Raw genomic sequence first — 22,884 nt, forward strand, 5'->3', positions numbered from 1 at the left:
CACGACCGCTGTGACGCTCCGTGAAGCACCCCCAGTCGACCGCAACAAGGCGTCCTCTGGGGCAGTTTCAAGCCAATTTCGCTTTTCCGCAAGAGGCCGGGAAGGATGCCGCTCCGACCCCACGGACACCAGGAATCCCAGCAGGACAATGCTGGACATCCCCTTACGAGTGCGTGTACATGTGGAGACACTGCTAGCGGCGCAGAATGACATGGGGGTTTGCGATGCTTTTGAGCAGTAAGCGCCGGTCGGAAGGCCGGACGCCATGAATGCCCCGCACCCTGCGAAAGTGGCTGGAATCGATTCAACGGTTCCGTCCCCCGCACACACTGTCGCGTCCGCCGCCACGGGCACCTCCCCGGCGGCCGAGCCCCCCACCACGGACGCCGCGGCCGTCACGGACGACTCGGGCACTCCTTGTGCCCCCGGAGCCCTGCTCCAGGACCGGCTCGCCGGCTGGGTCTCGGACCTCACGACCCTGCACGAACTGACCGAACGCCTGGTCCGCACGGGCACCCTCGCCGACGGCCTCCAGGAAGTGCTGCGCGCCGGAGCCGCCCTCGTCGGCGCCCGGCGCGGGCTCGTTGTGCTGGAACCGGCCGACGGACTCGGCCCCGGCACCACCGTCGGCCTCGGCCTGGCCCGCGCCGACCTCGGCCACATCGAGACCGTGCCCCGCAGTTCCCTGTCCTACGGGCGGATCCTGGACGGACTGCCGGTCGACCAGGACGGCATCGCGGAACCCGACCTGCTCGCCGAGAAGGCCCTCGACCCCCGCCACCGCGAGGTCGCCGCCCGCCTCGGCTACGCCGCCAGCTACACGCTCCCCCTGTCCGCCGAGGGCACCGGGCGCCTCGGTGCCGCCGTCTGGCTCTACGACGAACCCGCCGAACCGGGTGAGCGGCAGCGCCACCTCGCCGGTCTGTACGTCCGGTACGCCACCCAGCACCTGGCCCGCCTCCTGGAGGTCGAGCGCACCCGCGCGTCCATGGCGACGATGGCCGAGGAACTGCTGCCCTCGCGCCTGCCCCGGGTGCCCGGCGTGCAGCTCGCCGTCCGGCACCGCACCGGACCGCCGGGCGGCGGCGACTGGTACGACGCCCTGCCGCTGCCGGACGCCGCGCTCGGCCTCGCCGTCGGTTCCGTCACCGGGTCGGGGCCCAGCGCGGTCGCCGCGATGGGGCGGCTGCGCGCCTCGCTGCGGGCGTACGCCGTGATGGAGGGCGAGGACCCGGTCGCCGTCCTGTCCGACCTGGAACTGCTGCTGCGGCTCACCGAACCGGCCCGCTCGGCCACCGCGCTGTTCGGCTACTGCGAGCCCGCGCTGCGCCGGATCACCCTGGCCGGCGCCGGGCACAGCCCGCCGCTGCTGATCGGTCAGCGGCGCACGGAGTTCGTCGAGACCTCCGTCTCCGCGCCGCTCGGCATGCTCGCCTGCTGGGAGGCGCCCAGCGTGGAGCTGCAGGCCGAGCCGGGAGAGACGGTTCTGCTCTACACCGACGGGCTGCTGCACCGCACCGGCGACCGGGCCGACCGTGCCTTCGCCCGGCTGCACGCTGCGGCGGCCGGCGTCCCCCGGGCCGCACGGCAGGACCCGGACGCGGTCGTCGAGCACGTCCTGCGCACCGTGCTGCCCGACGGGAAGGCGGAGGCGCACTCCGAGGAGGACGTCGTCCTGCTGGCGGTCAGGTTCGAATAACGGTCACTGACGCCCCGCACACCCCGCATAACGGACGGTGGTGCACGGGTGTAACAGGCCCTTCGCCCCTGGGCCCCCTTCCGTACGACCGTACGATGGGGGGTGGTCCAGTGCCGTATCGAGGAGGATGACCGTGGCGGAGGAGCTCAACCCGGCAGTACCTGATCCTGCTGCTGACGCAGCGGACCCGGACGAGACCGAGGAGCCGATCAAGCAGCGCAAGAACGGCCTGTACCCGGGCGTGTCCGACGAGCTGGCCGAGAACATGAAGTCCGGCTGGGCCGACACGGAGCTGCGCGACCTGGAGCCGATCCCCCAGGCCGCCGAGACCGCCGCCCGCCGTGCCGCCCTGTCCGCCCGCTTCCCCGGCGAGCGCCTGGTGATCCCCGCGGGCAACCTCAAGACCCGCTCCAACGACACGGAGTACTCCTTCCGCGCCTCGGTCGAGTACACGTACCTCACCGGCAACCAGACCGAGGACGGCGTCCTGGTCCTGGAGCCCAGGGGCGACGGCCACACCGCGACGATCTACCTCCTGCCGCGCTCGGACCGGGAGAACGGCGAGTTCTGGCTGAACGGGCAGGGCGAGCTGTGGGTGGGCCGCCGCCACTCCCTCACCGAGGCCGGAAAGCTCTACGGCATCCCCGCCTCCGACGTCCGCGAGCTGGCCGACAGCCTGCGCGAGGCCACCGGCCCGGTGCGCGTCGTGCGCGGGTACGACGCCGGCATCGAGGCGGCCCTGACCGACAAGGTCACCGCCGAGCGCGACGAGGAACTGCGCGTCTTCCTCTCCGAGGCCCGCCTGGTCAAGGACGAGTTCGAGATCGGCGAGCTGCAGAAGGCCGTCGACTCCACCGTGCGCGGCTTCGAGGACGTCGTGAAGGTCCTCGACAAGGCCGAGGCGACCAGCGAGCGCTACATCGAGGGCACCTTCTTCCTCCGCGCGCGCGTCGAGGGCAACGACGTCGGCTACGGCTCCATCTGCGCCGCCGGACCGCACGCCTGCACCCTGCACTGGGTCCGCAACGACGGCCCGGTCCGCTCCGGCGACCTGCTGCTGCTCGACGCGGGCGTGGAGACGCACACGTACTACACCGCCGACGTGACGCGCACCCTGCCGGTCAACGGCACGTACAGCGAGCTGCAGAAGAAGATCTACGACGCCGTGTACGACGCCCAGGAGGCCGGCATCGCGGCGGTCAGGCCGGGCGCCAAGTACCGCGACTTCCACGACGCCGCCCAGCGCGTGCTGACCGAGCGGCTGGTCGAGTGGGGCCTGGTCGAGGGCCCCGTCGAGCGGGTCCTTGAGCTGGGCCTGCAGCGCCGCTGGACGCTGCACGGCACCGGTCACATGCTCGGCCTGGACGTCCACGACTGCGCCGCCGCGCGCGTGGAGTCCTACGTCGACGGCACGCTGGAGCCCGGCATGGTGCTCACCGTCGAGCCGGGTCTGTACTTCCAGGCCGACGACCTGACCGTGCCCGAGGAGTACCGGGGCATCGGCGTGCGCATCGAGGACGACATCCTCGTCACCGCCGACGGCAACCGGAACCTGTCCGCCGGGCTGCCGCGCCGGTCGGACGAGGTCGAGGAGTGGATGGCCGCGCTGAAGCGCTGACCCGCCGTCCGACGGCCGGGCACCGGGCGGGTGCCCGGCCGTCGGCGTGCCCGGGCCCTGTCACACCGCCGCCAGCGGGGCGTTCTCACGCCACTTGAGGATCTTGTCGAAGCTCACCACGGCACCGGCCCGCCCCGGCGCACTGCCGATGTGGACATGGTCGGCGAGCTCCCGGATGAGACACAGGCCGCGGCCGCTCTCCGCCTCCGCCGCCGGACGGGCGGCACCCTGCGGCCCGCCCGGAGCGGCGACGGGGAAACCGGGGCCCGTGTCGGCGACCTCGATACGGCAGCGCTCACCGTCCAGGTAGGCCGTGACGCGGTACGCCTCGCCGGGGCCGCCGCACCCGTCGTCCCCGCCGTGCTCGACCGCGTTGGCGCAGGCCTCGCTCAGCGCGACGGAGAGGTCGAAGGAGATGTCCGGGTCGACGCCCGCGGTCTCCATGGTGCCGATCAGCAGACGGCGGGCCAGGGGGACGCTCGCAGCCTCGCGCCGCAAATGGAGTGACCACCAGATGCTCATGCTCCAGCCTCCCGGCCGCGGCTCGACATACCGATACGTATTGCCCCTCACACCCCGGCGTAAGCACGCCGAGCCCGTGACACCGCTCATCTGGCGGATGCGTCGCCCTCGGTGGCCGGTGTATGCGGAGCGACTCGTGCCAGAAGGTGACCTTCCGTCCCGTTCCTCGTCTTCCGGTCGTACGGCATCTTGTGGACCTGCCGTACGGCGTGCGGGCCGTGAGTGCGATGATGAGGCCGCCATGACTGCCCCCCACCCGCCAACGGCGCGCTCCGGGAACGACCTCCGGATCCTGCGGGCCGCGGTGTTCGCCGCGGTCTGCGTCGTGCTGGCCGCGGCGGGGCACACCCTCGCCTCCTGCGCCACCGTTCCGCTGTGGTCGCTGGGCGCGGGATTCCTCGGGGCGGTCCTGGTCGCCGTGCCGCTCGCCGGCCGCCTGCGCTCGCTGGCCGGCATCGCGCTGCTGCTCGCCGTCGGACAGACCGCGCTGCACGCCCTGTTCGGGCTGGGCCAGCACGGCACCACCGCGGCCATGGCGTCCGGTACGGCCGCCGCGTCCGGCGGTGGCGCGGGCGCGCTGTCCGACGCCTCCCTGGTCCAGCAGGCCGCACGGCTGGTCTGCGGGACCACCGCGGCGGCGATCAGCCCGACCCAGGCCGAGCGGATCCTCACCGACGCACGGGTCGCCCCGGACGTCACCGCCGGCGCGGCGCACCACCCGGCCGACGCGCTGTCCAGCGCCGGTACCTCCGCCTCGCTGCTGCCGTCGCTGCCGATGCTGCTCGGTCACGTCCTCGCGGCCCTGGTCGCCGGCTGGCTGCTGCGGCGCGGGGACCTGGCGCTGGCCCGGCTCGTCGAACTGTCGGCGCACTCGGCCCAGTCCATGGCCGAGGCGGCGTTCGTCCGCGCCCTGCGCGCGGCGCTCTCCCTGGTGCGCGCCCTGCACGCCGGGCTGGCCGGCGCCCCCGGCACGGGCCCGCGTCGGCCGCACACCGCCCTGTGGGTGCCGCTGCGGCCCCGTACCACCGCGCTCCAGCACACGGTCATCAAGCGCGGCCCGCCGAGTGACGCGTTCGCCCTCGCCGCCTGACACGACGCGACCGTCATCCCGCTCCGGGAGGGGACGCCGTCGTGCGGCACGCGCGCGTGCGCGCACCCCTCCTGTCACTCGGCACCGGCTGCTCGGCACCGGTGTCCCCACGAAGCGGAGTACTCCGTCCATGAAGGCTTCCCGTATCGCCGCCGCCGGCGCCGTGTCCGGCATCGCCGTCCTCGCCCTGTCCGCCCCCGCCTTCGCGCACGTCAGCGTGCAGCCGGAGGGCCCGGCCGCCAAGGGCGGCTACGCGGTCGTCGACTTCAAGGTCCCCAACGAGCGTGACAACGCCTCCACCACCAAGCTGGAGGTCAACTTCCCGACCGACCACCCGCTGGCGTCCGTGATGCCGCAGCCGGTGCCGGGCTGGAAGGCCGAGGTCACCAAGGGCAAGCCGGCCAAGCCGCTGGAGTCGCACGGCAAGCAGATCACCGAGGTGGTCACCAAGGTGACCTGGACCGCCGACGGCAAGGGCGTCGAGCCCGGCTACTTCCAGAAGTTCCCGGTCTCCGTCGGCGCGCTGCCCGAGGACGCCGACCAGCTGGTGTTCAAGGCGATCCAGACGTACTCCGACAAGGAGGTCGTGCGCTGGATCGAGGTGCCGCAGGAGGGCCAGGAGGAGCCCGAGACCCCGGCGCCCGTGCTCAAGCTGTCGGCCGCCGAGGACGACGCCCACGGCGCGTCGGGCTCCTCGGACGCGAAGGCCGACGACACCGAGGCGGCCGCGCAGAACACCGCCGCCGACGCCTCGTCGGACTCCGGCTCCGGCAACGGCAGTGACACCACCGCCCGGGTCCTCGGCATCGTCGGCATCGTCGTCGGTGCGGCGGGCGTCGGCTACGGCGTGCTGGCCGGCCGTCGGCGCGACTCCGGCGCGGCGGCGTAACGACGCCGCGCCGGTGCGTCGGCACCACCTCGCCGGCGCATCCTCACGTCCGGTGCGCGCCGGACACCGTCCGTCGGTCCTCCGACGGCCCCCGGCGCGCACCGGAGCACCTCACATCTGGGACATTTTTCTATGCGCAAGAAGACGTTCGCCACGGCCGCCCTGCTCGCCGCCGCCTGCCTGACGCTGTCCGCCTGCGGCAGCGGCTCCGACAGCGACAAGCCCGTGACCGTGGTCTCCGAGGACAACAGCCAGCAGGCCGCCACCGTCCTCGACAAGCCCTTCGAGAAGCCCGACCTGGTCCTCACCGACACCCGGGGCAAGAAGTACGACCTCCGCGAGCAGACCGCCGGCAAGCCCACCCTGATCTACTTCGGCTACACCCACTGCCCCGACGTCTGCCCGCTGACCATGAACAACATCGCCGTGGCCAAGAAGCAGCTCCCCCAGGCGGAGCAGGACAAGCTCCGCGTCGTGTTCGTCAGCACCGACCCGGAACGCGACACCCCGGCCGCGCTCGGCAAGTGGCTCAAGGGCATCGACGCGCAGATCGTCGGCCTCACCGGCGACTTCGACACCATCCAGGCGGGCGCCCGCACCCTCGGCATCTCGATCGATCCGCCGACCAAGGACAAGGACGGCAAGATCGTCTCGACCCACGGCACCCAGGTCGTCGCCTTCTCCCCGAAGTCCGACGCGGGCTACGTCCTCTACGGCGAGGACGCCACGGTCGACGACTACACCAAGGACCTCCCCAAGCTCATCAAGGGGCAGAACCCGTGAGGCCGCCCGCGCGAGGGCCCGTGCGGCGGCCCGCGGGAAGGCTTGTGCGGCGGCCCGAGGGAAGGCCCGTGCGGCGCCGTCCCGCTCTCGCCGCCGTCGCGGTGATCGGCGCCCTGGCCCTCGCGGGCTGCGGCGGCTCGGACTCCGGCTCGGACTCCGCGGGCTCCGGCGCCGAACTCTCCGTCGGCACCGCCTACATGCCGCAGCCCGTCTCCGCCTCGATGGCGGCCGGGTTCCTCACGATCACCAACGAGGGCGACTCCGCGGACGAACTGACCTCCGTCACCAGCGAGGCCGGGGAGGTCACCGTGCACGAGACCGTCGGCGGGACCATGAAGGAGGTCGACCGCCTGGAGGTCCCCGCCCACGGTCAGCTCGTGTTCAAGAGCGGCGGAAACCACCTGATGTTCGAGAAGCTGAAGCAGCAGCCGAAGCAGGGACAGTCCGTCGCCGTCGAACTGCACTTCGCGCACTCCGACCCCCTCACGGTCAAGCTGCCCGTGAAGGCGGCCACCTATCAGCCCACCACCGGACACTCCGGGCACTCCGAAGACTCCGGACACTGAGGGAGGGACCACCTTGACGCAGACCATCGCCCCGCGCCTGCGGACCCTGGTGCTGCTGCTCCTGGCCGCGGCCTGCGCGCTGCTGGCCGGCGCCGGACCGGCCTCCGCGCACGCCGCGCTCACCGGCAGCGACCCCCGGGAGGGGGCGGTGGTCGACAGGGCTCCGGCCCAGGTGTCGCTCACCTTCTCCGAGTCGGTCTCCATGGACGACGACTCGCTGCGCGTCCTCGACCCCAAGGGCAAACGCGTCGACGACGGCAAGCCGTCCGGCACGGGCGGCACGACGTACTCCGTGAAACTGCACGCCGGGCTGCCCAACGGCACCTACACGGTGGCCTACCAGGTGGTCTCCGCGGACAGCCACCCCGTCTCCGGCGCCTACACCTTCTCCGTCGGCGCCCCTTCCGAGACCTCGGTCACCGTCTCCGGGCAGGAGGCGGGCGGCGGATTCGTCGGCGTTCTGTACGGCGTCGGACGGTACGTGTCGTACGCCGCCTTCGCCGTCCTGGTGGGCGGCGCCGCCTTCGTGCTCGCGTGCTGGCCACGCGGCTCCGGGGTGCGCGTCGTACAGCGGTTCGTCGTCTCCGGCTGGCTCGCGCTGACCGCCGCCACCCTCCTGCTCCTCCTGCTGCGCGGCTCCTACACCGGTTCCGGGAAGGTCGCCGACGTCTTCGACCTGGGCCTGCTCGGCGAGGTGCTGCAGACCAAGGCCGGTGCCGCGCTGGTCTCCCGGCTGCTGCTGCTGGCGGCGGCCGCGCTGTTCATCGCCGTGCTCTTCGGCGCGTACGACAAGCGGGAGGACGACGAGAAGCGGGACCTCACCTTCGGGCTCGCGGTCGGCGGGAGCGTCGTGGCGGCGGGTCTCGCGGCGACCTGGGCGATGTCCGAGCACGCCTCCGTCGGTCTCCAGGCGGGCCTCGCCATGCCGGTCGACGTCGTCCACCTGATCGCCGTCGCCACCTGGCTCGGCGGACTCACCGCGCTGCTCGTCGCCCTCTACCGCGGCCCGGCGGACACCCCGGTCCCCACCGTCGCCGTACGCCGGTTCTCGCGCGTCGCCTTCGGCAGCGTGATCGCGCTGGTGGTGACCGGCACCTACCAGTCCTGGCGCCAGCTCGGCTCCTGGACGGCCTTCACCGACACCCGGTACGGGCAGCTGCTCCTCGTGAAGATCGGGCTCGTGGCGGTGCTCGTCGGCGTCGCCTACTTCTCGCGCCGGTGGACGGCACAGCTGGCGGAGGCGACGCCGGCCGTCGCCGGGGCCGCGCGGGGCGCGGCGAAGGCGTCCGCGAAAGCCGCCGTGAAGGCGGCCTCCAAGACGGCCGGGAAGGCGTCCGCGAAGAGCTCCGGGAAGGAGACGGGCTCCGGGAAGGAGACGGGCTCCGGGAACGCGAAGGTCGCCGAGAAGGCGTCCGGCGCGGGAAAGGACTCCGGCGGCTCCCGGCGCGCCGCCCAGCTCGCCCGGCAGCGCGCGGCCGTGGACGCCGCCCGGCAGAAGCGGCAGCGGGACGCCGACCCGAACCGCTTCGGACTGCGCCGCTCCGTGCTCGCCGAGGCGGGCGTCGCCGTCGTCCTGCTCGTGGTGACCACCGTCCTGACCCAGACCGAGCCGGGCCGCACCGAGGAGGAGGCCAAGGCCGCCGGCACCTCCTCCGCCACCAGCACAGCGCCCTCCACCGGCGCGGTGACGCTGGACATGTCCTTCGACACGGGCAGCCAGAACGGCAAGGGCGTCATACGGGTCGAGCTCGACCCCGCCCGGGTCGGCGCCAACGCCATGCACCTCTATGTCGAGCGCCCGGACGGGACCGCCTTCGACATCCCCGAGGTGAAGGTGGCCCTCACCCAGAAGGCAAAGGACATCGGGCCCCTGCCCGTCGTCCCCGACCACATCACCACCGGCCACTGGTCGGCGAGCGGAGTGCAGATCCCGATGGCCGGCGACTGGGAAGTCGCCGTCACCGTGCGCACCTCCGCCATCGACCAGGTCACCGTCTCCAAGAACGCGCAGATCGGCTGAACGCACCATGGCTGACCAGTCCATCCCGGAGGCCCGGAACCACGGGGCGACCCGTGCGAAGCCCGGCGGCGACACCGGACCGACCGGGCCACTCGGCTCGGAGAGCACCGGGACCGCCAAGAACGCCCGGAGCACCACCGCTGCCGGAGGCATCTCACGCCGGCGACTGCTCGGCACCGCCGGTGCCACCGGGCTCGTCCTCGGCGCGGCGGGCGCCGCCGCGGGCCATGCCGCCGCGCCGTCCTCCGCCGCGTCTCCCCTCACCTCGCTCGGCAGCGAGCAGGCGATGTTTCACGGGAAACATCAGCCCGGCATCACCACCCCCTTGCAGGCCCGCGGCCATCTCATCGCCTTCGACCTCGCGGCCGGGGCCGGCCGCAGGGAGGCCGCCGCGCTGCTGCGTCGCTGGTCCGACACGGCCCGGCGGCTGATGGCGGGCGAGCCGGCCGGAGGCCGGGACACGGACGTGGCCCGGGACGCCGGGCCCTCCTCGCTGACCGTCACCTTCGGGTTCGGGCACAGCTTCTTCGCCCGGACCGGCCTCGACAAGCAGCGCCCGGTCGCCCTCGATCCGCTCCCCGACTTCTCCTCCGATCACCTCGACAAGAACCGCAGCAACGGCGACCTGTGGGTGCAGATCGGCGCGGACGACGCCCTGGTGGCCTTCCACGCCCTGCGCGCGATCCAGCGGGACGCCGGGACGGCCGCCCGTGTCCGCTGGCAGATGAACGGCTTCAACCGTTCGCCCGGTGCCACCGCCCACCCCATGACGGCCCGCAACCTCATGGGCCAGGTCGACGGCACCCGCAACCCCAGGCCCGCCGAGGCCGACTTCGACCAGCGGATCTTCGTGCCGGAGGAGCCCGTGCCCGACAGGGGCGCTCCGGCCTGGATGGCGAACGGCTCCTACGCCGTCGTACGCCGCATCCGCATGCTCCTCGACGACTGGGAGAAGCTGTCGCTCAAGGCCCAGGAGGAGGTCATCGGGCGCCGCAAGTCCGACGGGGCACCGCTGTCCGCGGGGAGCGACGCCACCGAGACGACGGAGATGGACCTGGAGAAGACGGACGGCTCCGCAAAGCTCGTCGTTCCGATCAACGCCCACGCCCGCATCACCCGGCCCGACCAGAACGGCGGCGCGGCCATGGTCCGCCGGCCCTTCTCGTACCACGACGGCTTCGACGCCGACGGCGTCCCGGACGCCGGACTGCTCTTCATCTGCTGGCAGGCCGATCCACTGCGCGGCTTCGTGCCCGTCCAGCGCAAGCTGGACCGGGGCGACGCGCTGTCGCAGTTCATCCGGCACGAGGCGAGCGGCCTGTTCGCGGTCCCGGGCGGGGCGTCGGAGGGAGAGTACGTGGGGCAGCGGCTGCTGGAGGGGTGAAACCGCGACGCGTCACCCCCGGGAGGGGCTCGGGCGGGACGCGTGGGCCGCGCCTCCCCGGGCCCATTAGGGTGAGTACATGCCAGCCAGTTACGCGTATCTCGGCCCTGAAGGCACCTTCACCGAAGTCGCCCTGCGCACCCTCCCGGAGACGGCGACCCGGGAACTGGTCCCCTACGTCTCCGTGCAGTCCGCACTCGACGCGGTGCGCACCGGCGAGGCCGAGGCCGCGTTCGTGCCGATCGAGAACTCCGTCGAGGGCGGCATCACCACCACCCTCGACGAGCTGGTCGCCGGCCAGCCGCTGATGATCTACCGCGAGGTGCTGCTGTCCATCACCTTCGCGCTGCTGGTCCGCCCCGGCACCAAGCTGTCGGACATCAAGACGGTCACCGCCCACCCGGCCGCGCAGCCCCAGGTCCGCAACTGGCTCAAGGCGCACCTCCCGGACGTCGCCTGGGAATCGGCCGCCTCCAACGCGGACGGCGCCCGCCTGGTGCAGGAGGGGCGGTACGACGCCGCCTTCGCCGGTGAGTTCGCCGCGGAGCGCTACGGCCTCGAGGTGCTGGAGGCCGACATCCACGACGCGGAGAACGCCCAGACGCGCTTCGTACTGGTGGGCCGCCCGGCCCGGCCCGCGGCACCGACCGGGGCGGACAAGACGTCGGTCGTACTCTGGCAGCGCGACGACCACCCCGGCGGCCTGCGTGATCTGCTGGGCGAGTTCGCCACCCGCGGTATCAACCTGATGCTGCTGCAGTCCCGCCCCACCGGTGCCGGCATCGGCAACTACTGCTTCTGCATCGACGCCGAGGGGCACATCTCCGACCGCCGGGTGGCCGACGCATTGATGGGCCTGAAGCGGACCTGCCTCCAGGTGCGCTACCTCGGGTCGTACCCGCGCGCGGAGGTCGAGCCCGCGGATGTGGACGCGCTGCGGCCGGGCACCTCGGACGAGGCGTTCGTGCAGGCGGCGGACTGGGTGGCGCGCTGCCAGGACGGCCGGTTCTGACCGCCGGGCCTATCTGCTGATTTTCGTTGTCCACAGAAGTTATCCACAGGTCCGCTTCTCGACCTGGGGACAAGTCGACAACGAAGTGGCATTTGGTCGACAAATCCCCCTACGGGCCCCTACTTCACCCACAGAGGTCCAGGTCACCCTTCGTCCACCTGTTTCTTGCACCCCATTCTCCGGAGTGACACCGGGTGCCCCGTTTCCACTCGAAAGTGGGGGCGTGGAGGGTTTGGACAGCTCGGCTCCACGAATTGGGAACGATCACTTCCGTGCATCCACAGATCTTTCGCACACCCTGTGGATAACTTTCCCGGACTGTGGATTCCTGTGGACAGCCACGCCCCAAGTCCCGTTCTCCACAAGGAGATCCGGTCAACCCGACGCCCATGCGACGCCTCGTTCCGGGGAGGCCGCAACGCGTCATTGACCCGTCGGACGGGACGTGCGGGCCGCGTACGGCTAGAGCGGGTCGAGAGCCGACACCGCGCACCGGTAGCCTTGACCGCGTGATTGACCTTCGCCTGCTCCGTGAGGACCCCGACCGTGTGCGCGCCTCGCAGCGCGCCCGTGGAGAGGACGTCGCGCTCGTCGACTCCCTCCTGTCCGCCGACGAACGGCGCAGGTCGTCCGGCGTCCGTTTCGACGAGCTGCGCGCCGAGCAGAAGGGCCTCGGCAAGCTGATCGGCAAGGCCACCGGGGACGAGAAGGCCCAGCTCCTCAAGCGGGCGGAGCAGCTGAAGACCGACGTCAGGGCCGCCGACACCGAGCGCGACGCGGCCGACACCGAGACCCAGGAGCTGCTCCAGCGGCTCGGCAACCTCGTCCACCCCGACGTGCCCGTCGGCGGCGAGGAGGACTTCGTCACGCTGGAGACGCACGGCACGCACCGCGACTTCGCCGCCGAGGGCTTCGAGCCCAAGGACCACCTGGAGCTGGGCCAGCTGCTCGGCGCCATCGACGTGGAGCGCGGCGCCAAGGTCTCCGGCTCGCGCTTCTACTTCCTGACCGGCGTGGGCGCCCTCCTGGAGCTGGCGCTGGTCAACGCGGCGATCGCGCAGGCCACGGCGGCCGGCTTCACGCCGATGCTGACCCCGGCGCTGGTGCGCCCGCAGTCGATGGCCGGCACCGGCTTCCTCGGCCAGGCCGCCCAGGACGTCTACCACCTCGACAAGGACGACCTGTACCTGGTCGGCACGTCCGAGGTGCCGCTCGCCGCGTACCACATGGACGAGATCCTGGACGCCGAGCGCCTGCCGCTGCGCTACGCGGGCTTCTCGCCCTGCTTCCGCCGCGAGGCGGGCTCGCACGGCAAGGACACCCGGGGCATCTTCCGCGTGCACCAGTTCGACAAGGTCGAGATGTTCTCCTACGTCCTCCCCGAGGACTCGCAGGCCGAGCACCAGCGCCTGCTGGAGTGGGAGAAGCAGTGGCTGACGTCGCTGGAGCTGCCGTTCCGGGTGATCGACGTGGCCTCGGCCGACCTGGGGGCCTCGGCCGCGCGCAAGTACGACTGCGAGGCGTGGATCCCGACCCAGGGCAAGTACCGCGAGCTGACCTCGACCTCGGACTGCACCGAGTTCCAGTCCCGCCGGCTGTCGATCCGCGTCCGCGAGGGCAAGAAGGTCCGTCCGCTGGCCACGCTCAACGGCACGCTGTGCGCCGTTCCGCGCACGATCGTGGCGATCCTGGAGAACCACCAGCAGGCCGACGGTTCGGTCCGCGTGCCCGAGGTGCTGCGCCCGTACCTGGGCGGCCGGGAGGTCCTGGAGCCGGTGGCCAAGTGACTGACACCGGCACCGCCACGGTCCCCGGCACCGGACCCGCCGGGGGCTTCCCCTACCGGCTGGTCGCGACCGACCTCGACGGCACGCTGCTGCGCGGCGACGACACGATCTCGCAGCGCACCCGTGACGCGCTCGCCGCGGCCACCGCGGCGGGCGCCGCCCACATCGTGGTCACCGGGCGGGCGGTGCCGTGGACCCGGCACATCCTGGACGACCTCGGCTACGACGGGCTGGCCGTCTGCGGTCAGGGCGCGCAGGTCTACCACGCCGGGGAGCACCGGCTGCTGACCTCCGTCACCCTGGACCGGCAGCTGGCCGGGGTGGCACTGGCCAAGATCGAGGCGGAGACCGGCCCGCTGTATCTGGCGGCGAGCCGGGACGGCCTGGAGGGCGACGTGTTGGTCGGCCCGGGTTACGCGGTCGGGGGCGACCTGCCGGCCGTGCCGTTCACCGACGCCTCGGATCTGTGGTCGGCGCCGCTGAACAAGATCTACATCCAGCATCCGACCCTGTCCGACGACGAGCTGGCCGAGGCCGCCCGACGTGCGGCGGGCGGCTTCGTCACGGTCGTCATGGCCGGCGCGGGCGTCGTCGAGCTGCTGCCGCTGGGGCTGTCCAAGGCCACGGGTCTGTCGCTGGCGGCCCGCCGGCTCGGTCTGAAGGCGGCGGACACGATCGCCTTCGGCGACATGCCCAACGACATCCCGATGTTCGGCTGGGCCGCCCGGGGCGTGGCGATGGCCAACGCCCACGAGGAGCTGAAGGCGGTGGCCGACGAGGTGACGTCCTCCAACGACGAGGACGGCATCGCGGTGGTACTGGAGCGGCTGGCCGCCTGATGCCGGACCGGAGCTATCCGGCGTAGCTCCCGCGGCGCACGGTCCGGACGGCGTCGGCGTCCCCGTCGGTCGGCCCACGCGGGGCATCCCGCGTGCTCGAAGCGGCCTTCCGTTGCGCCGTCGCCGTCCGGCCTCGTGCATCCCCCACAGTGCCGTCACGGGAAGCCGGACGCCACCGATTAAAAGGGGACGTAGGTCGCGTTACCGACGGGCCGCGGTCACTCCTCCCCGGCGAGCGTCAGCGACCGCAGCTTCTGGCCGGCGTACCAGGTGGCGAGCACGGTCACCGCGGCGAGCAGCACCGTCGCGGTCGGCAGGCCGACGTCGGAGGTCACCAGGTTCCCGTCGGCGACCTTCTGGGCCACCGCCAGCGACCACTGCTGGACGCTGAGCGTGCGGGCGCCCGGCACCAGGGAGCCGAACAGCGCCTCCCAGACCAGGGCGTAGACGAGCCCGAAGACCACCGCGTGCCGGGACACCGTGCCCAACAGCAGGAACAGCGCGGCGTAGGCGATGGAGGCGACCAGCGCGGCGATCGTGTAGGCGACGGCGATCTGCTGGCCGTTGCCGTTGAGGAGCAGACCGGCGAGCAGCGTGGGCACGGCGGAGAAGACCATCGTCACGGCTATGGCGACGATGAGCTTGGTGAAGATGATCGTCGGCCGCTTGATCGGCTTGGACAGCAGGTACACCACCGAGCCGTCGTCGATCTCGGGGCCGATGGCACCGGTGCCGGCGATGACGCCGATGATCGGCACCATGGTGGCGAGGGCGAACCCGCCCAGCACGTCCGCGGTGGTCTGGTCGTCGGCTCCGGCGAGCGCGCGCACCGCGACGGCGATGACGAGCAGCAGCAGGGGGAGCGCGCCCAGGATGAGTGCCCGGCGGCGGCCGAGCAGGGCCCGGTAGGTGAGCCGGGCCACTGTGGGGTCGTACATTCTTCGGCCTCCTACGCCGCGACGAGATACGAGAAGACGGACTCGAGGGACTCGTCGGACGGCGAGACCGTGAGCAGCCGGATGCCGTGGTCGCGGGCGACCCTCGGCAGCAGGGCCGTGAACCGGCCGAAGTCGACGGCCTGGATGCGCAGGGCGCCCTCGGCGAGGTCGACCTCGATGCCGGACGTCGACGGATCGGCGATCAGCGCCGCCGCGAGGGCCCGGTCGTCGCTGGAACGCACCAGGTAGCGGTGGGGCCGGTCGGTCATCAGGCGGCGGATCTTGCGGAAGTCGCCGCTGGCCGCGTGGCGTCCGGCGACGATCACCTCGATGTGCCAGGCGAGCTGTTCGACCTCTTCGAGGATGTGCGAGGAGAACAGCACGGTGCGGCCCTCGTCGCCCATGCGCCGCAGCAGGTCCATCAGCTGCATGCGCTGGCGGGGGTCCATGCCGTTGAACGGCTCGTCGAGCAGGAGCAGCGACGGCTGGTGGACGAGGGCGGAAGCCATCTTCACGCGCTGGCGCATACCCTTGGAGTACGTGGCGATCTTGCGGTCCTGGGCGTAGGCCATCTCCACGGTGGCGAGGGCCTCGTCGGCCGCCTTGGCGCCCAGGCCGTGCAGTTCGGCGTTGGCGAGGACGAACTCGCGGCCGGTGAGGAAGTCGTACATCGCCTCCCGCTCGGGGACGATGCCGATGTGCCGGTAGATGTCCTCGTTGCGCCAGACCGGCTGGCCGTCGAGGGTGACGCTGCCGGTGGAGGGGGCGAGAAAGCCGCCCATCATGTTGATGAGGGTGGACTTTCCCGCGCCGTTCGGGCCGAGCAGGCCGGTGACGCCGGGGCCGATCGTCATGGTGATGTCGTTGACGGCGACCACGTTGCCGAACCAGCGGGAGACGTGGTCGATGTTCAGCGTGGTCACAGTCCCACCTTCTTGTAGCGGCGCATCAGCAGGCCGTAGGCGCCGGCGATCAGGCCGAGGGTGACGAGGAGGTAGACGGCGCCCTCCCCGTTGCCCGGGCCGACCCCGCCCGGGAAGGCCGAGGTGGCGCCCAGGAAGGCCGATGACACCCCGTCGATCAAGGTGATCGGCGAGAACAGGCCGATCCATACGACGGCCCCGGAGCTGCTCTGGACGTCCGCGATGGCCTGGAGCGTGGAGACCGCGCCGTAGGTGATGGTCAGGACGGCGATGACGGCGGCGATGCCGAAGCCGCGGCGCGGGGTGACCGAGGCCACGACCAGGCCGAGACCGGCGAAGAGCAGTGAGAGCAGGGCCACGGAGACCAGTCCCTGGGCGAACCCCTTGGTCTGGTCCGCGAAGTCGAGTTTGGCGAGCAGTGCGCCCACGTAGAGCACCAGCAGCGGTGCGGCGGTGAGGATGAACAGGGCGGAGGCCAGCGACGCGTACTTGGCGCGGACGTAGTCGGCGGTCTCGATCGGCCGGGAGAAGTACAGCGGCACCGTCTTGAAACGCAGGTCGCGCGAGACGGACTGGGGGGCCTGGGACGCGACGTAGAGGCTGATGACGGCTTGCAGGACGATCGCGTAGCGCGTGTAGTCCACGGGCAGGTCGTTGGCCTTGGTGGCGACGGCGACCGCGACCATGATGGCCGCCGGGAGGCACATCACCACGAACAGCAGCATCGGCAGCACCTTGGACTTGGCCGAGCGACCGAGGCCGTAGGCGCCGCGCAGGGACTGCGAGTACAGCGAGCGGCGGGCGTAGGCGCGGCCGAGGCGGGGGCCGTCGTAGCTGCGGTAGCCGATGTTGTGGATGCGGGTCTGATCACCCGGGACCGTGGCTGTGGGCTGTTCAGCTGCCATGGCCGACCGCCTCCTTCCGTTCTGCGTCGCTGTCGGTGAAGACCTCCGAGATGTGGTGCCGGCGCTGCTCCATGCGGACCAGGCCGAGGCCGAGGTCGGCTATGACGTCGCGGACCAGGTCGTAGGTCTCCTCGCCCGCCGAGGTGAGCAGCAGGACGTGGCCGGCGCCGGGCAGGCCGCTGCCGTCCTGGACGGTGACCCCGCGCGCGTCGAGCGCGTCGCGCACCGCGCGGGTGCCGTCGGGGTGTTCGTCGGTGTCGGTGACCTCGATCGCGAGGGTCGTGGTGGTCTGGGTGAAGTCCGTGGTGGAGCTGGAACGCAGCAGCTTGCCGCCGTCCACGACGACGACGTGGTCGCAGGTGCGCTCCAGCTCGCCCAGCAGGTGCGAGGTGACCAGGACGGAGATGCCGAAGTCGGTGTGGATGCGCCGGATGAGGCCGAGCATCTCGTCGCGGCCGACCGGGTCCAGGCCGTTGGTCGGCTCGTCGAGAAAGACCAGCTGGGGGTCGTGGACGAGGGCCTGCGCGAGCTTCACGCGCTGCTTCATGCCCGTCGAGTAGCCGCCGATGGGGCGGTAGCGCTCCTCGTACAGGCCGACGTGGCGCAGGGTGTCGGCCGTGCGCTCGCGGGCGGCGGTGGGCGGCAGGCCGGACATGCGTGCCATGTGGACGACGAACTCGGTGGCCGAGACGTCGGGTGGCAGGCAGTCGTGCTCCGGCATGTAGCCGACCCGCTCGCGGATGTCGGCGCCCTTGGTGGCGACATCGAGTCCGAGCACTTCGGCCCGGCCCTCGGTGGCGGGAGACAGACCCAGCAGGATCTTGATCAGGGTGGATTTGCCGGCGCCGTTGGCACCGACGAGTCCGGTCACACCGGGTCCGACGTCCACGGAGAGCCGGTCGAGCGCGGTCACCCGGGGGAACCGCTTGCTCAGGCTTTCGGTCGCGATCACAGTCACGTCAATGACAGTAGTGACGCCCGCCACTGCCGTCGTCAGACCGCAGAGCCGTCTTGGCGTCAGACTCGAGTAGTACGGGCCCGTAGGGGATGCCGTACCTGAGAGCCACGGCCGGACCCTTCGGGGCCGCACGGGCCGCGTGACGGCCACCCTATTGACGATGGGTCTAACAACTGGGAGATTCGGCGGCGTCACGTTACGGGCGAGTAGCACGGTCGGCGCGGACCGCGCCGGGACGGCGGAACGGGGGTGGCACGGCATGGGTGGCACGACGACGGCGGCCGGACTCCGCACGGAGCTGCGGGGATTCCGGGAGGTGCAGCGTCTCGCCTACGCGTGCGCCGAGGCCGTGGCCGCCCGGCTGGAGCCGGGCGTGACCGAGCGGGACGCCGCCCGCATGCAGCGCGAGTGGCTGCGGGCGCGGGGCGTGCGGGACTGGTTCCACCTGCCCTTCGCCTGGTTCGGCGACCGCACGGCGTTCACGGGCTTCCGCATCCCGCTGCAGTTCTTCCCCACGGGCCGCCGGCTGGAGCCCGGGATGCCGTTCATCCTGGACATGGCCCCGGTGCACCGCGGTTTCACCGCAGACATCGGCTACTCCGGAGCGCTCGGCCCCCATCCGGTGCAGCACCGGCTGGCGGCCGACCTGGCCGCCCACCGCGAGCTGATCCTGCGCGAGGTGCGCGAACGCAGGCCGCTGCGGGAGATCTACGAGGACGTGGACCGGCTCATGGTCCGCCAGGGCTATGCCAACCGGCACCGCGCCTATCCCTTCGGCGTCATCGCCCACAAGGTGGACCGGGTGCGGGAACGGCGGCTGTCCCCGCGCCTGTTCGGCTTCGGCACCCAGTCGCTCAAGGGCTTGGCGGGCGACGCGCTGCACGGCCACCGCGAGGGCTGGTCGCCGCTGTGGTCGCCGTACCGCTTCTCCGACCACCCGCCCCACGCGGGGCTGTGGGCGGTCGAACCCCACCTCGGTTTCCGGGGTACGGGCGCGAAGTTCGAGGAGATCCTGGTCGTGACCGACTCCGCGGATCCCGAGGAGAGCGCCTTCTGGCTGGACGACGATCTGCCGCACGTGCGGCGCTGGGCGGAGGAGACATGACGGTGCTGGACGGGGCGCGGGAGCGCCGGGTGCGCACGGGCGGGGTCGAGCTGTGCGTGGCCGAGCTGGGCGATCCGCACCAGCCCACGGTCGTCCTGGTGCACGGCTACCCGGACAGCAAGGAGGTCTGGTCCGAGGTCGCCGCCCGCCTGGCCGACACCTTCCACGTGGTCCTCTACGACGTCCGCGGCCACGGCCGGTCCACCGCGCCGAGCCCACTGCGGGGCGGGTTCACCCTGGAGAAGCTGACGGACGACTTCCTGGCCGTGGCCGACGCGGTCAGCCCGGACCGCCCGGTGCACCTGGTGGGCCACGACTGGGGCTCGGTGCAGTCCTGGGAGTTCGTCACGGTCAAGCGCACCGAGGGCCGCATCGCCTCCTTCACCTCGATGTCCGGGCCTTCCCTGGATCACTTCGGGCACTGGATCGACAAGCGCCTCAAGCGGCCCACCCCGCGCCGGGTCGGACAGCTCCTCGGCCAGGGCGCCAAGTCCTGGTACGTCTATCTGCTGCACACCCCCGTGCTCCCGGAGCTGGCCTGGCGCGGCCCCCTCGGCAAGCGCTGGCCGGGCATCCTGGAGCGCGTCGAGAAGGTGCCCGGCGGTGGCTACCCGACCGCCTCCCTTCCGTCGGACGCGGCGCACGGGGCGTGGCTGTACCGGGACAACGTGCGGCCCCGGCTGCGCAGGCCGCGCGAGGACGCCTACGCGCACGTGCCCGTGCAGCTCATCACGCCCCTGGGCGACGCGTTCCTGTCGGAGCGGCTCTACGACGACCTGGAGCTGTGGGCGCCGCGGCTCACCCGGCGCACGCTCCCCGCGAAGCACTGGGTGCCGCGCACCCGGCCGGACCGGCTGGCGGACTGGATCACGGAGTTCGTCACCGCCACCGAGGACGGCCGTTCCGGGACCGGGGCGAACGGCAAGCACGCCGACCGCTTCGGCGGGCAGCTGGTGCTGGTCACCGGTGCGGGCAACGGCATCGGGCGGGCGACGGCGTTCGCCTTCGCCGAGGCCGGCGCGCGCGTGGTGGCCGTCGACCGGGACGCCGAGGCCGCCGCCCGGACCGCGGAGCTGTCCCGGCTGATCGGTGCGCCGGCCGCCTGGGCGGAAACCGTCGACGTCTCCGACGAGCAGGCCATGGAGAAGCTGGCGGCCAGGGTCGCCGCCGAGTACGGGGTGGTGGACGTGCTCGTGAACAACGCCGGGATCGGCCTGTCGGGCTCCTTCTTCGACACCACGCCGGAGGACTGGAAAAAGGTTCTCGACGTCAACCTCTGGGGCGTGATCCACGGCTGCCGTCTGTTCGGCCGGCAGATGGCCGAGCGCGGGCAGGGCGGTCACATCGTCAACACCGCGTCGGCGGCGGCCTTCCAGCCCTCCAGGGCGCTGCCCGCCTACGGCACCTCCAAGGCGGCCGTGCTGATGCTGAGCGAGTGCCTGCGCGCCGAGCTGGCCGATCAGGGGATCGGTGTCACGGCGATCTGCCCCGGCCTGGTCAACACCAACATCACCGCCACCGCGCGCTTCGCGGGCGTGGACGCCGCGGAGGAGAAGCGCCGGCAGCAGCGCACCGCCCGGCTGTACGGGGCGCGCAACTACCCGCCGGAGAAGGTGGCGGACGCCGTCCTGGAGGCGGTCGTGCACAACAGGGCGGTGGTGCCGGTGACGCCGGAGGCGCGCGGCGCTCATCTCATGTCCCGCTTCGCGCCACGGGTGCTGCGGCGCCTCGCCCGGGTGAAGCCGCCCCTGTAGTTTCCACAGACATCCCCAACCAGCCTGTGGATAACCGCACTTGACTGTGGATCAAACCTCGGTGGCTAAATGGTTCGCGTGACGCGTGTCTCACTAGGCAGGCTGGTGCCATGCAACAGGAACGCTCGGTGAAGGTGTCCAAGTATCTGTCGAAGCACCTGCGCCACCAGCCGGAGAGGATCGGGCTCACGCTCGACGAAGGCGGCTGGGTCGAGATCGACACGCTGATCGCCGCGGCGGCCGCGCACGGCTTCCGCTTCACCCGCGAAGAGCTGGACCACGTGGTCGCCACCAACGACAAGCGGCGCTTCGCGGTCGAGGGCACCCGCATCCGGGCCAGCCAGGGCCACAGCATCGACGTGGATCTCCAACTGCCCTCGGCGACCCCGCCGCCGCACCTCTACCACGGGACCGTGGCCCGGCATCTGGAGGCCATTCGCGCCGAGGGCCTGCGCCCGATGAACCGGCACGCCGTGCACCTCTCGCCGGACCGCGAGACCGCGACCCGGGTCGGAGCCCGCCGTGGCCGGCCGGTCGTGCTCCCGGTGGATGCCGCCGCCATGCACCGCGCCGGTCACGTCTTCCACGTCAGCGCGAACGGGGTCTGGCTGACGCAGCACGTGCCGTCCCGCTACCTGCGCTTTCCCGCTCCGCACTGAGCCCGCATGATCGAGGGCATGGAGCACCTGCCGAGCGCCCAGTCAGCCGTCACCGCCCTCCGTGCCGTCGCCGAGGAGTACGCGCTGGAGATCGAGGTCACCGACGACATCGGCGCCGACCAGACCTCCCGCGGCATGGCCGCGGGCGTCGGGGTGACCACCGACGCCGACGGCTCCCTCCCGCACGAGGCGTTCGTCGAGTTCGGCGGGGTTCCCCGGGTGAGCGTCCGGCTCTTCCACGAGGGCGATGCCCTGGTCACGGTCGAAAACGTGGAGTTTCCCGATGTCGAACGCGACGACGTGCCCGCGTTCCTGCGCTCCGTCTTCGGCGGCCTCGCCTACGTCCATGGGCGCCGTTTCCCGCCCGGATACCGTCTGATCGTGCCGCTGCCGGGCGACCGGGCACACAAGGAGCACGTGTCGATGCTCCTCCTCACGCCGTGGCTGAGCAGTCGCGTACGGTGACGCCGCACGCTGTTTCACGTGAAACCGACGACAGCCGCATAGGCTCGGGGACATGAGTCTGCGCCTGAGCACCGTGATCCTTCCGTACCGCCGCTGGCACGAAGGCGGCCGTTCGACCTGGACGCGGGCCGAGCAGCTCGGCTTCCACACGGGGTACACCTACGACCACCTCTCCTGGCGCAGCTTCCGGGACGGACCGTGGTTCGGTGCCGTACCGACCCTCACGGCCGCCGCGGCCGTGACCGAGCGGCTGCGACTGGGCACCCTGGTCACCTCGCCCAACTTCCGGCACCCGGTGACGCTCGCCAAGGAGCTGATCTCCCTCGACGACATCTCCGGCGGACGGACCACGCTCGGCATAGGAGCGGGCGGCACCGGCTTCGACGCCACGGCGCTGGGCCAGGAACCGTGGACGCCGCGAGAGCGGGCGGACCGGTTCGGCGAGTTCCTGCCGTTGCTCGACCGGCTGCTGACCGAGGACGCCGTGTCGTACGAGGGCGACTTCTACTCGGCGCACGAGGCCCGCAACATCCCGGGTTGTGTACAGCGGCCCCGGCTGCCCTTCGCGGTGGCCGCGACCGGCCCGCGGGGGCTGGCGCTCGCCGCCCGGCACGGTCAGGCGTGGGTCACCACCGGCGACCCGAAGCTGTTCGAGAACGGCACCCCCGAGCAGTCGGACCGGGCGCTGCGGCAGCAGGGCGACCGGCTGGCCGACGCCTGTGCCGCGATCGGCCGCGATGCGGGAGAGCTGGACCGGGTCCTGCTCACCGGTTTCACACCGGAGCGCAGTCGACCGCTGGAGTCCGTGGACGCGTTCGTGGACTTCGCCGGACGCCACCGGGACCTGGGCTTCACCGAGCTCGTCGTCCACTGGCCGATCCCCGACTCGGACTTCGCCGCGGACGAGAAGGTCTTCGAGCGGATCGCCATGGAGGCACTGGCACAGCTGAAGGAATGAGGGCGTGGAA

General features: G+C 71.9%; 21 protein-coding genes. 16 read left to right on the plus strand and 5 right to left on the minus strand.

The genetic code is table 11. From position 1 onward, the window contains the following. Positions 1-265 precede the first annotated feature (265 nt). A complete protein-coding gene (locus BZZ08_RS22830; protein WP_104634117.1) occupies positions 266-1,699 on the plus strand; it encodes a PP2C family protein-serine/threonine phosphatase in 1,434 nt (477 codons plus the stop codon). Between the two features lie 133 nt (positions 1,700-1,832). Beyond that, a complete protein-coding gene (locus BZZ08_RS22835) occupies positions 1,833-3,317 on the plus strand; it encodes an aminopeptidase P family protein (protein ID WP_104634148.1) in 1,485 nt (494 codons plus the stop codon). A gap of 60 nt (positions 3,318-3,377) precedes the next feature. Here the strand turns inward: BZZ08_RS22835 and BZZ08_RS22840 are convergent, their stop codons facing one another. Beyond that, entirely contained in the window at positions 3,378-3,839 is a 462-nt protein-coding gene (locus BZZ08_RS22840) for an ATP-binding protein (protein ID WP_104634118.1), read from the minus strand. A 241-nt stretch (positions 3,840-4,080) separates the two neighbouring features. Between BZZ08_RS22840 and BZZ08_RS22845 the strand changes: the two genes are divergently transcribed. The 9 genes from BZZ08_RS22845 to BZZ08_RS22885 all read left to right on the plus strand — a co-directional run bounded on the left by BZZ08_RS22845 (position 4,081) and on the right by BZZ08_RS22885 (position 14,209). After that, the gene (locus tag BZZ08_RS22845) at positions 4,081-4,929 is read left to right on the plus strand and encodes a hypothetical protein (protein WP_104634119.1); all 849 of its coding nucleotides are present in this window, start codon (positions 4,081-4,083) and stop codon (positions 4,927-4,929) included. A 130-nt stretch (positions 4,930-5,059) separates the two neighbouring features. After that, positions 5,060-5,818: a YcnI family copper-binding membrane protein gene (locus BZZ08_RS22850; RefSeq protein WP_104634120.1), complete on the plus strand. Its 759-nt coding sequence runs from the start codon at positions 5,060-5,062 to the stop codon at positions 5,816-5,818. A 132-nt stretch (positions 5,819-5,950) separates the two neighbouring features. Beyond that, positions 5,951-6,601 (plus strand): SCO family protein, encoded by a 651-nt coding sequence (locus BZZ08_RS22855; protein ID WP_104634121.1) that lies wholly within the window; start codon positions 5,951-5,953, stop codon positions 6,599-6,601. A gap of 68 nt (positions 6,602-6,669) precedes the next feature. Next, a complete protein-coding gene (locus tag BZZ08_RS22860; RefSeq protein WP_198601638.1) occupies positions 6,670-7,167 on the plus strand; it encodes a copper chaperone PCu(A)C in 498 nt (165 codons plus the stop codon). Between the two features lie 13 nt (positions 7,168-7,180). Next, positions 7,181-9,187: a copper resistance CopC/CopD family protein gene (locus BZZ08_RS22865; RefSeq protein ID WP_104634123.1), complete on the plus strand. Its 2,007-nt coding sequence runs from the start codon at positions 7,181-7,183 to the stop codon at positions 9,185-9,187. Positions 9,188-9,194: 7 nt separating this feature from the next. Then, positions 9,195-10,571 carry an iron uptake transporter deferrochelatase/peroxidase subunit gene (gene efeB, locus BZZ08_RS22870; protein ID WP_104634124.1) on the plus strand — a complete coding sequence of 459 codons (1,377 nt, stop codon included), beginning with the start codon at positions 9,195-9,197 and terminating at the stop codon, positions 10,569-10,571. A gap of 79 nt (positions 10,572-10,650) precedes the next feature. After that, positions 10,651-11,583 carry a prephenate dehydratase gene (gene pheA, locus BZZ08_RS22875; RefSeq protein WP_104634125.1) on the plus strand — a complete coding sequence of 311 codons (933 nt, stop codon included), beginning with the start codon at positions 10,651-10,653 and terminating at the stop codon, positions 11,581-11,583. A gap of 509 nt (positions 11,584-12,092) precedes the next feature. Next, positions 12,093-13,370 carry a serine--tRNA ligase gene (gene serS, locus BZZ08_RS22880; RefSeq protein WP_104634126.1) on the plus strand — a complete coding sequence of 426 codons (1,278 nt, stop codon included), beginning with the start codon at positions 12,093-12,095 and terminating at the stop codon, positions 13,368-13,370. Further along, on the plus strand, positions 13,367-14,209 hold the full coding sequence (locus BZZ08_RS22885) for an HAD family hydrolase (protein WP_104634127.1): 843 nt from the start codon (positions 13,367-13,369) through the stop codon (positions 14,207-14,209). Before serS ends, BZZ08_RS22885 begins: the two co-directional genes overlap by 4 nt. 218 nt (positions 14,210-14,427) lie before the next feature. Here the strand turns inward: BZZ08_RS22885 and BZZ08_RS22890 are convergent, their stop codons facing one another. The 4 genes from BZZ08_RS22890 to BZZ08_RS22905 are packed head-to-tail and all read right to left on the minus strand — an operon-like array spanning position 14,428 to position 17,927. Next, on the minus strand, positions 14,428-15,147 hold the full coding sequence (locus BZZ08_RS22890; RefSeq protein WP_076975264.1) for an ABC transporter permease subunit: 720 nt from the start codon (positions 15,145-15,147) through the stop codon (positions 14,428-14,430). Between the two features lie 11 nt (positions 15,148-15,158). Then, the gene (locus BZZ08_RS22895) at positions 15,159-16,070 is read right to left on the minus strand and encodes an ABC transporter ATP-binding protein (RefSeq protein ID WP_104634128.1); all 912 of its coding nucleotides are present in this window, start codon (positions 16,068-16,070) and stop codon (positions 15,159-15,161) included. Then, positions 16,067-16,975 carry a hypothetical protein gene (locus BZZ08_RS22900; protein ID WP_104634129.1) on the minus strand — a complete coding sequence of 303 codons (909 nt, stop codon included), beginning with the start codon at positions 16,973-16,975 and terminating at the stop codon, positions 16,067-16,069. Before BZZ08_RS22900 ends, BZZ08_RS22895 begins: the two co-directional genes overlap by 4 nt. After that, complete coding sequence (locus BZZ08_RS22905; protein ID WP_087808431.1) at positions 16,965-17,927, minus strand: ABC transporter ATP-binding protein; 963 nt, start codon at positions 17,925-17,927, stop codon at positions 16,965-16,967. Before BZZ08_RS22905 ends, BZZ08_RS22900 begins: the two co-directional genes overlap by 11 nt. A 265-nt stretch (positions 17,928-18,192) precedes the next feature. Between BZZ08_RS22905 and BZZ08_RS22910 the strand changes: the two genes are divergently transcribed. From BZZ08_RS22910 to BZZ08_RS22930, 5 genes are all read left to right on the plus strand, one after another. Continuing rightward, positions 18,193-19,038 (plus strand): M24 family metallopeptidase, encoded by an 846-nt coding sequence (locus tag BZZ08_RS22910; protein WP_104634130.1) that lies wholly within the window; start codon positions 18,193-18,195, stop codon positions 19,036-19,038. Further along, positions 19,035-20,792 (plus strand): SDR family oxidoreductase, encoded by a 1,758-nt coding sequence (locus BZZ08_RS22915; protein ID WP_104634131.1) that lies wholly within the window; start codon positions 19,035-19,037, stop codon positions 20,790-20,792. The genes BZZ08_RS22910 and BZZ08_RS22915 overlap by 4 nt, the downstream gene beginning before the upstream one ends. A 110-nt stretch (positions 20,793-20,902) precedes the next feature. Further along, positions 20,903-21,451, plus strand: coding sequence for an RNA 2'-phosphotransferase (locus tag BZZ08_RS22920; RefSeq protein WP_104634132.1), 549 nt, complete (start codon positions 20,903-20,905; stop codon positions 21,449-21,451). Positions 21,452-21,457: 6 nt separating this feature from the next. Next, a complete protein-coding gene (locus BZZ08_RS22925) occupies positions 21,458-21,916 on the plus strand; it encodes a hypothetical protein (protein WP_104634133.1) in 459 nt (152 codons plus the stop codon). A 52-nt stretch (positions 21,917-21,968) separates the two neighbouring features. Continuing rightward, positions 21,969-22,874: an LLM class flavin-dependent oxidoreductase gene (locus BZZ08_RS22930; RefSeq protein ID WP_104634134.1), complete on the plus strand. Its 906-nt coding sequence runs from the start codon at positions 21,969-21,971 to the stop codon at positions 22,872-22,874. The last annotated feature ends 10 nt before the right edge of the window (positions 22,875-22,884 follow it).

The organism is Streptomyces sp. MH60, from assembly GCF_002939385.1.
In the GTDB taxonomy this organism is placed as follows: domain Bacteria; phylum Actinomycetota; class Actinomycetes; order Streptomycetales; family Streptomycetaceae; genus Streptomyces.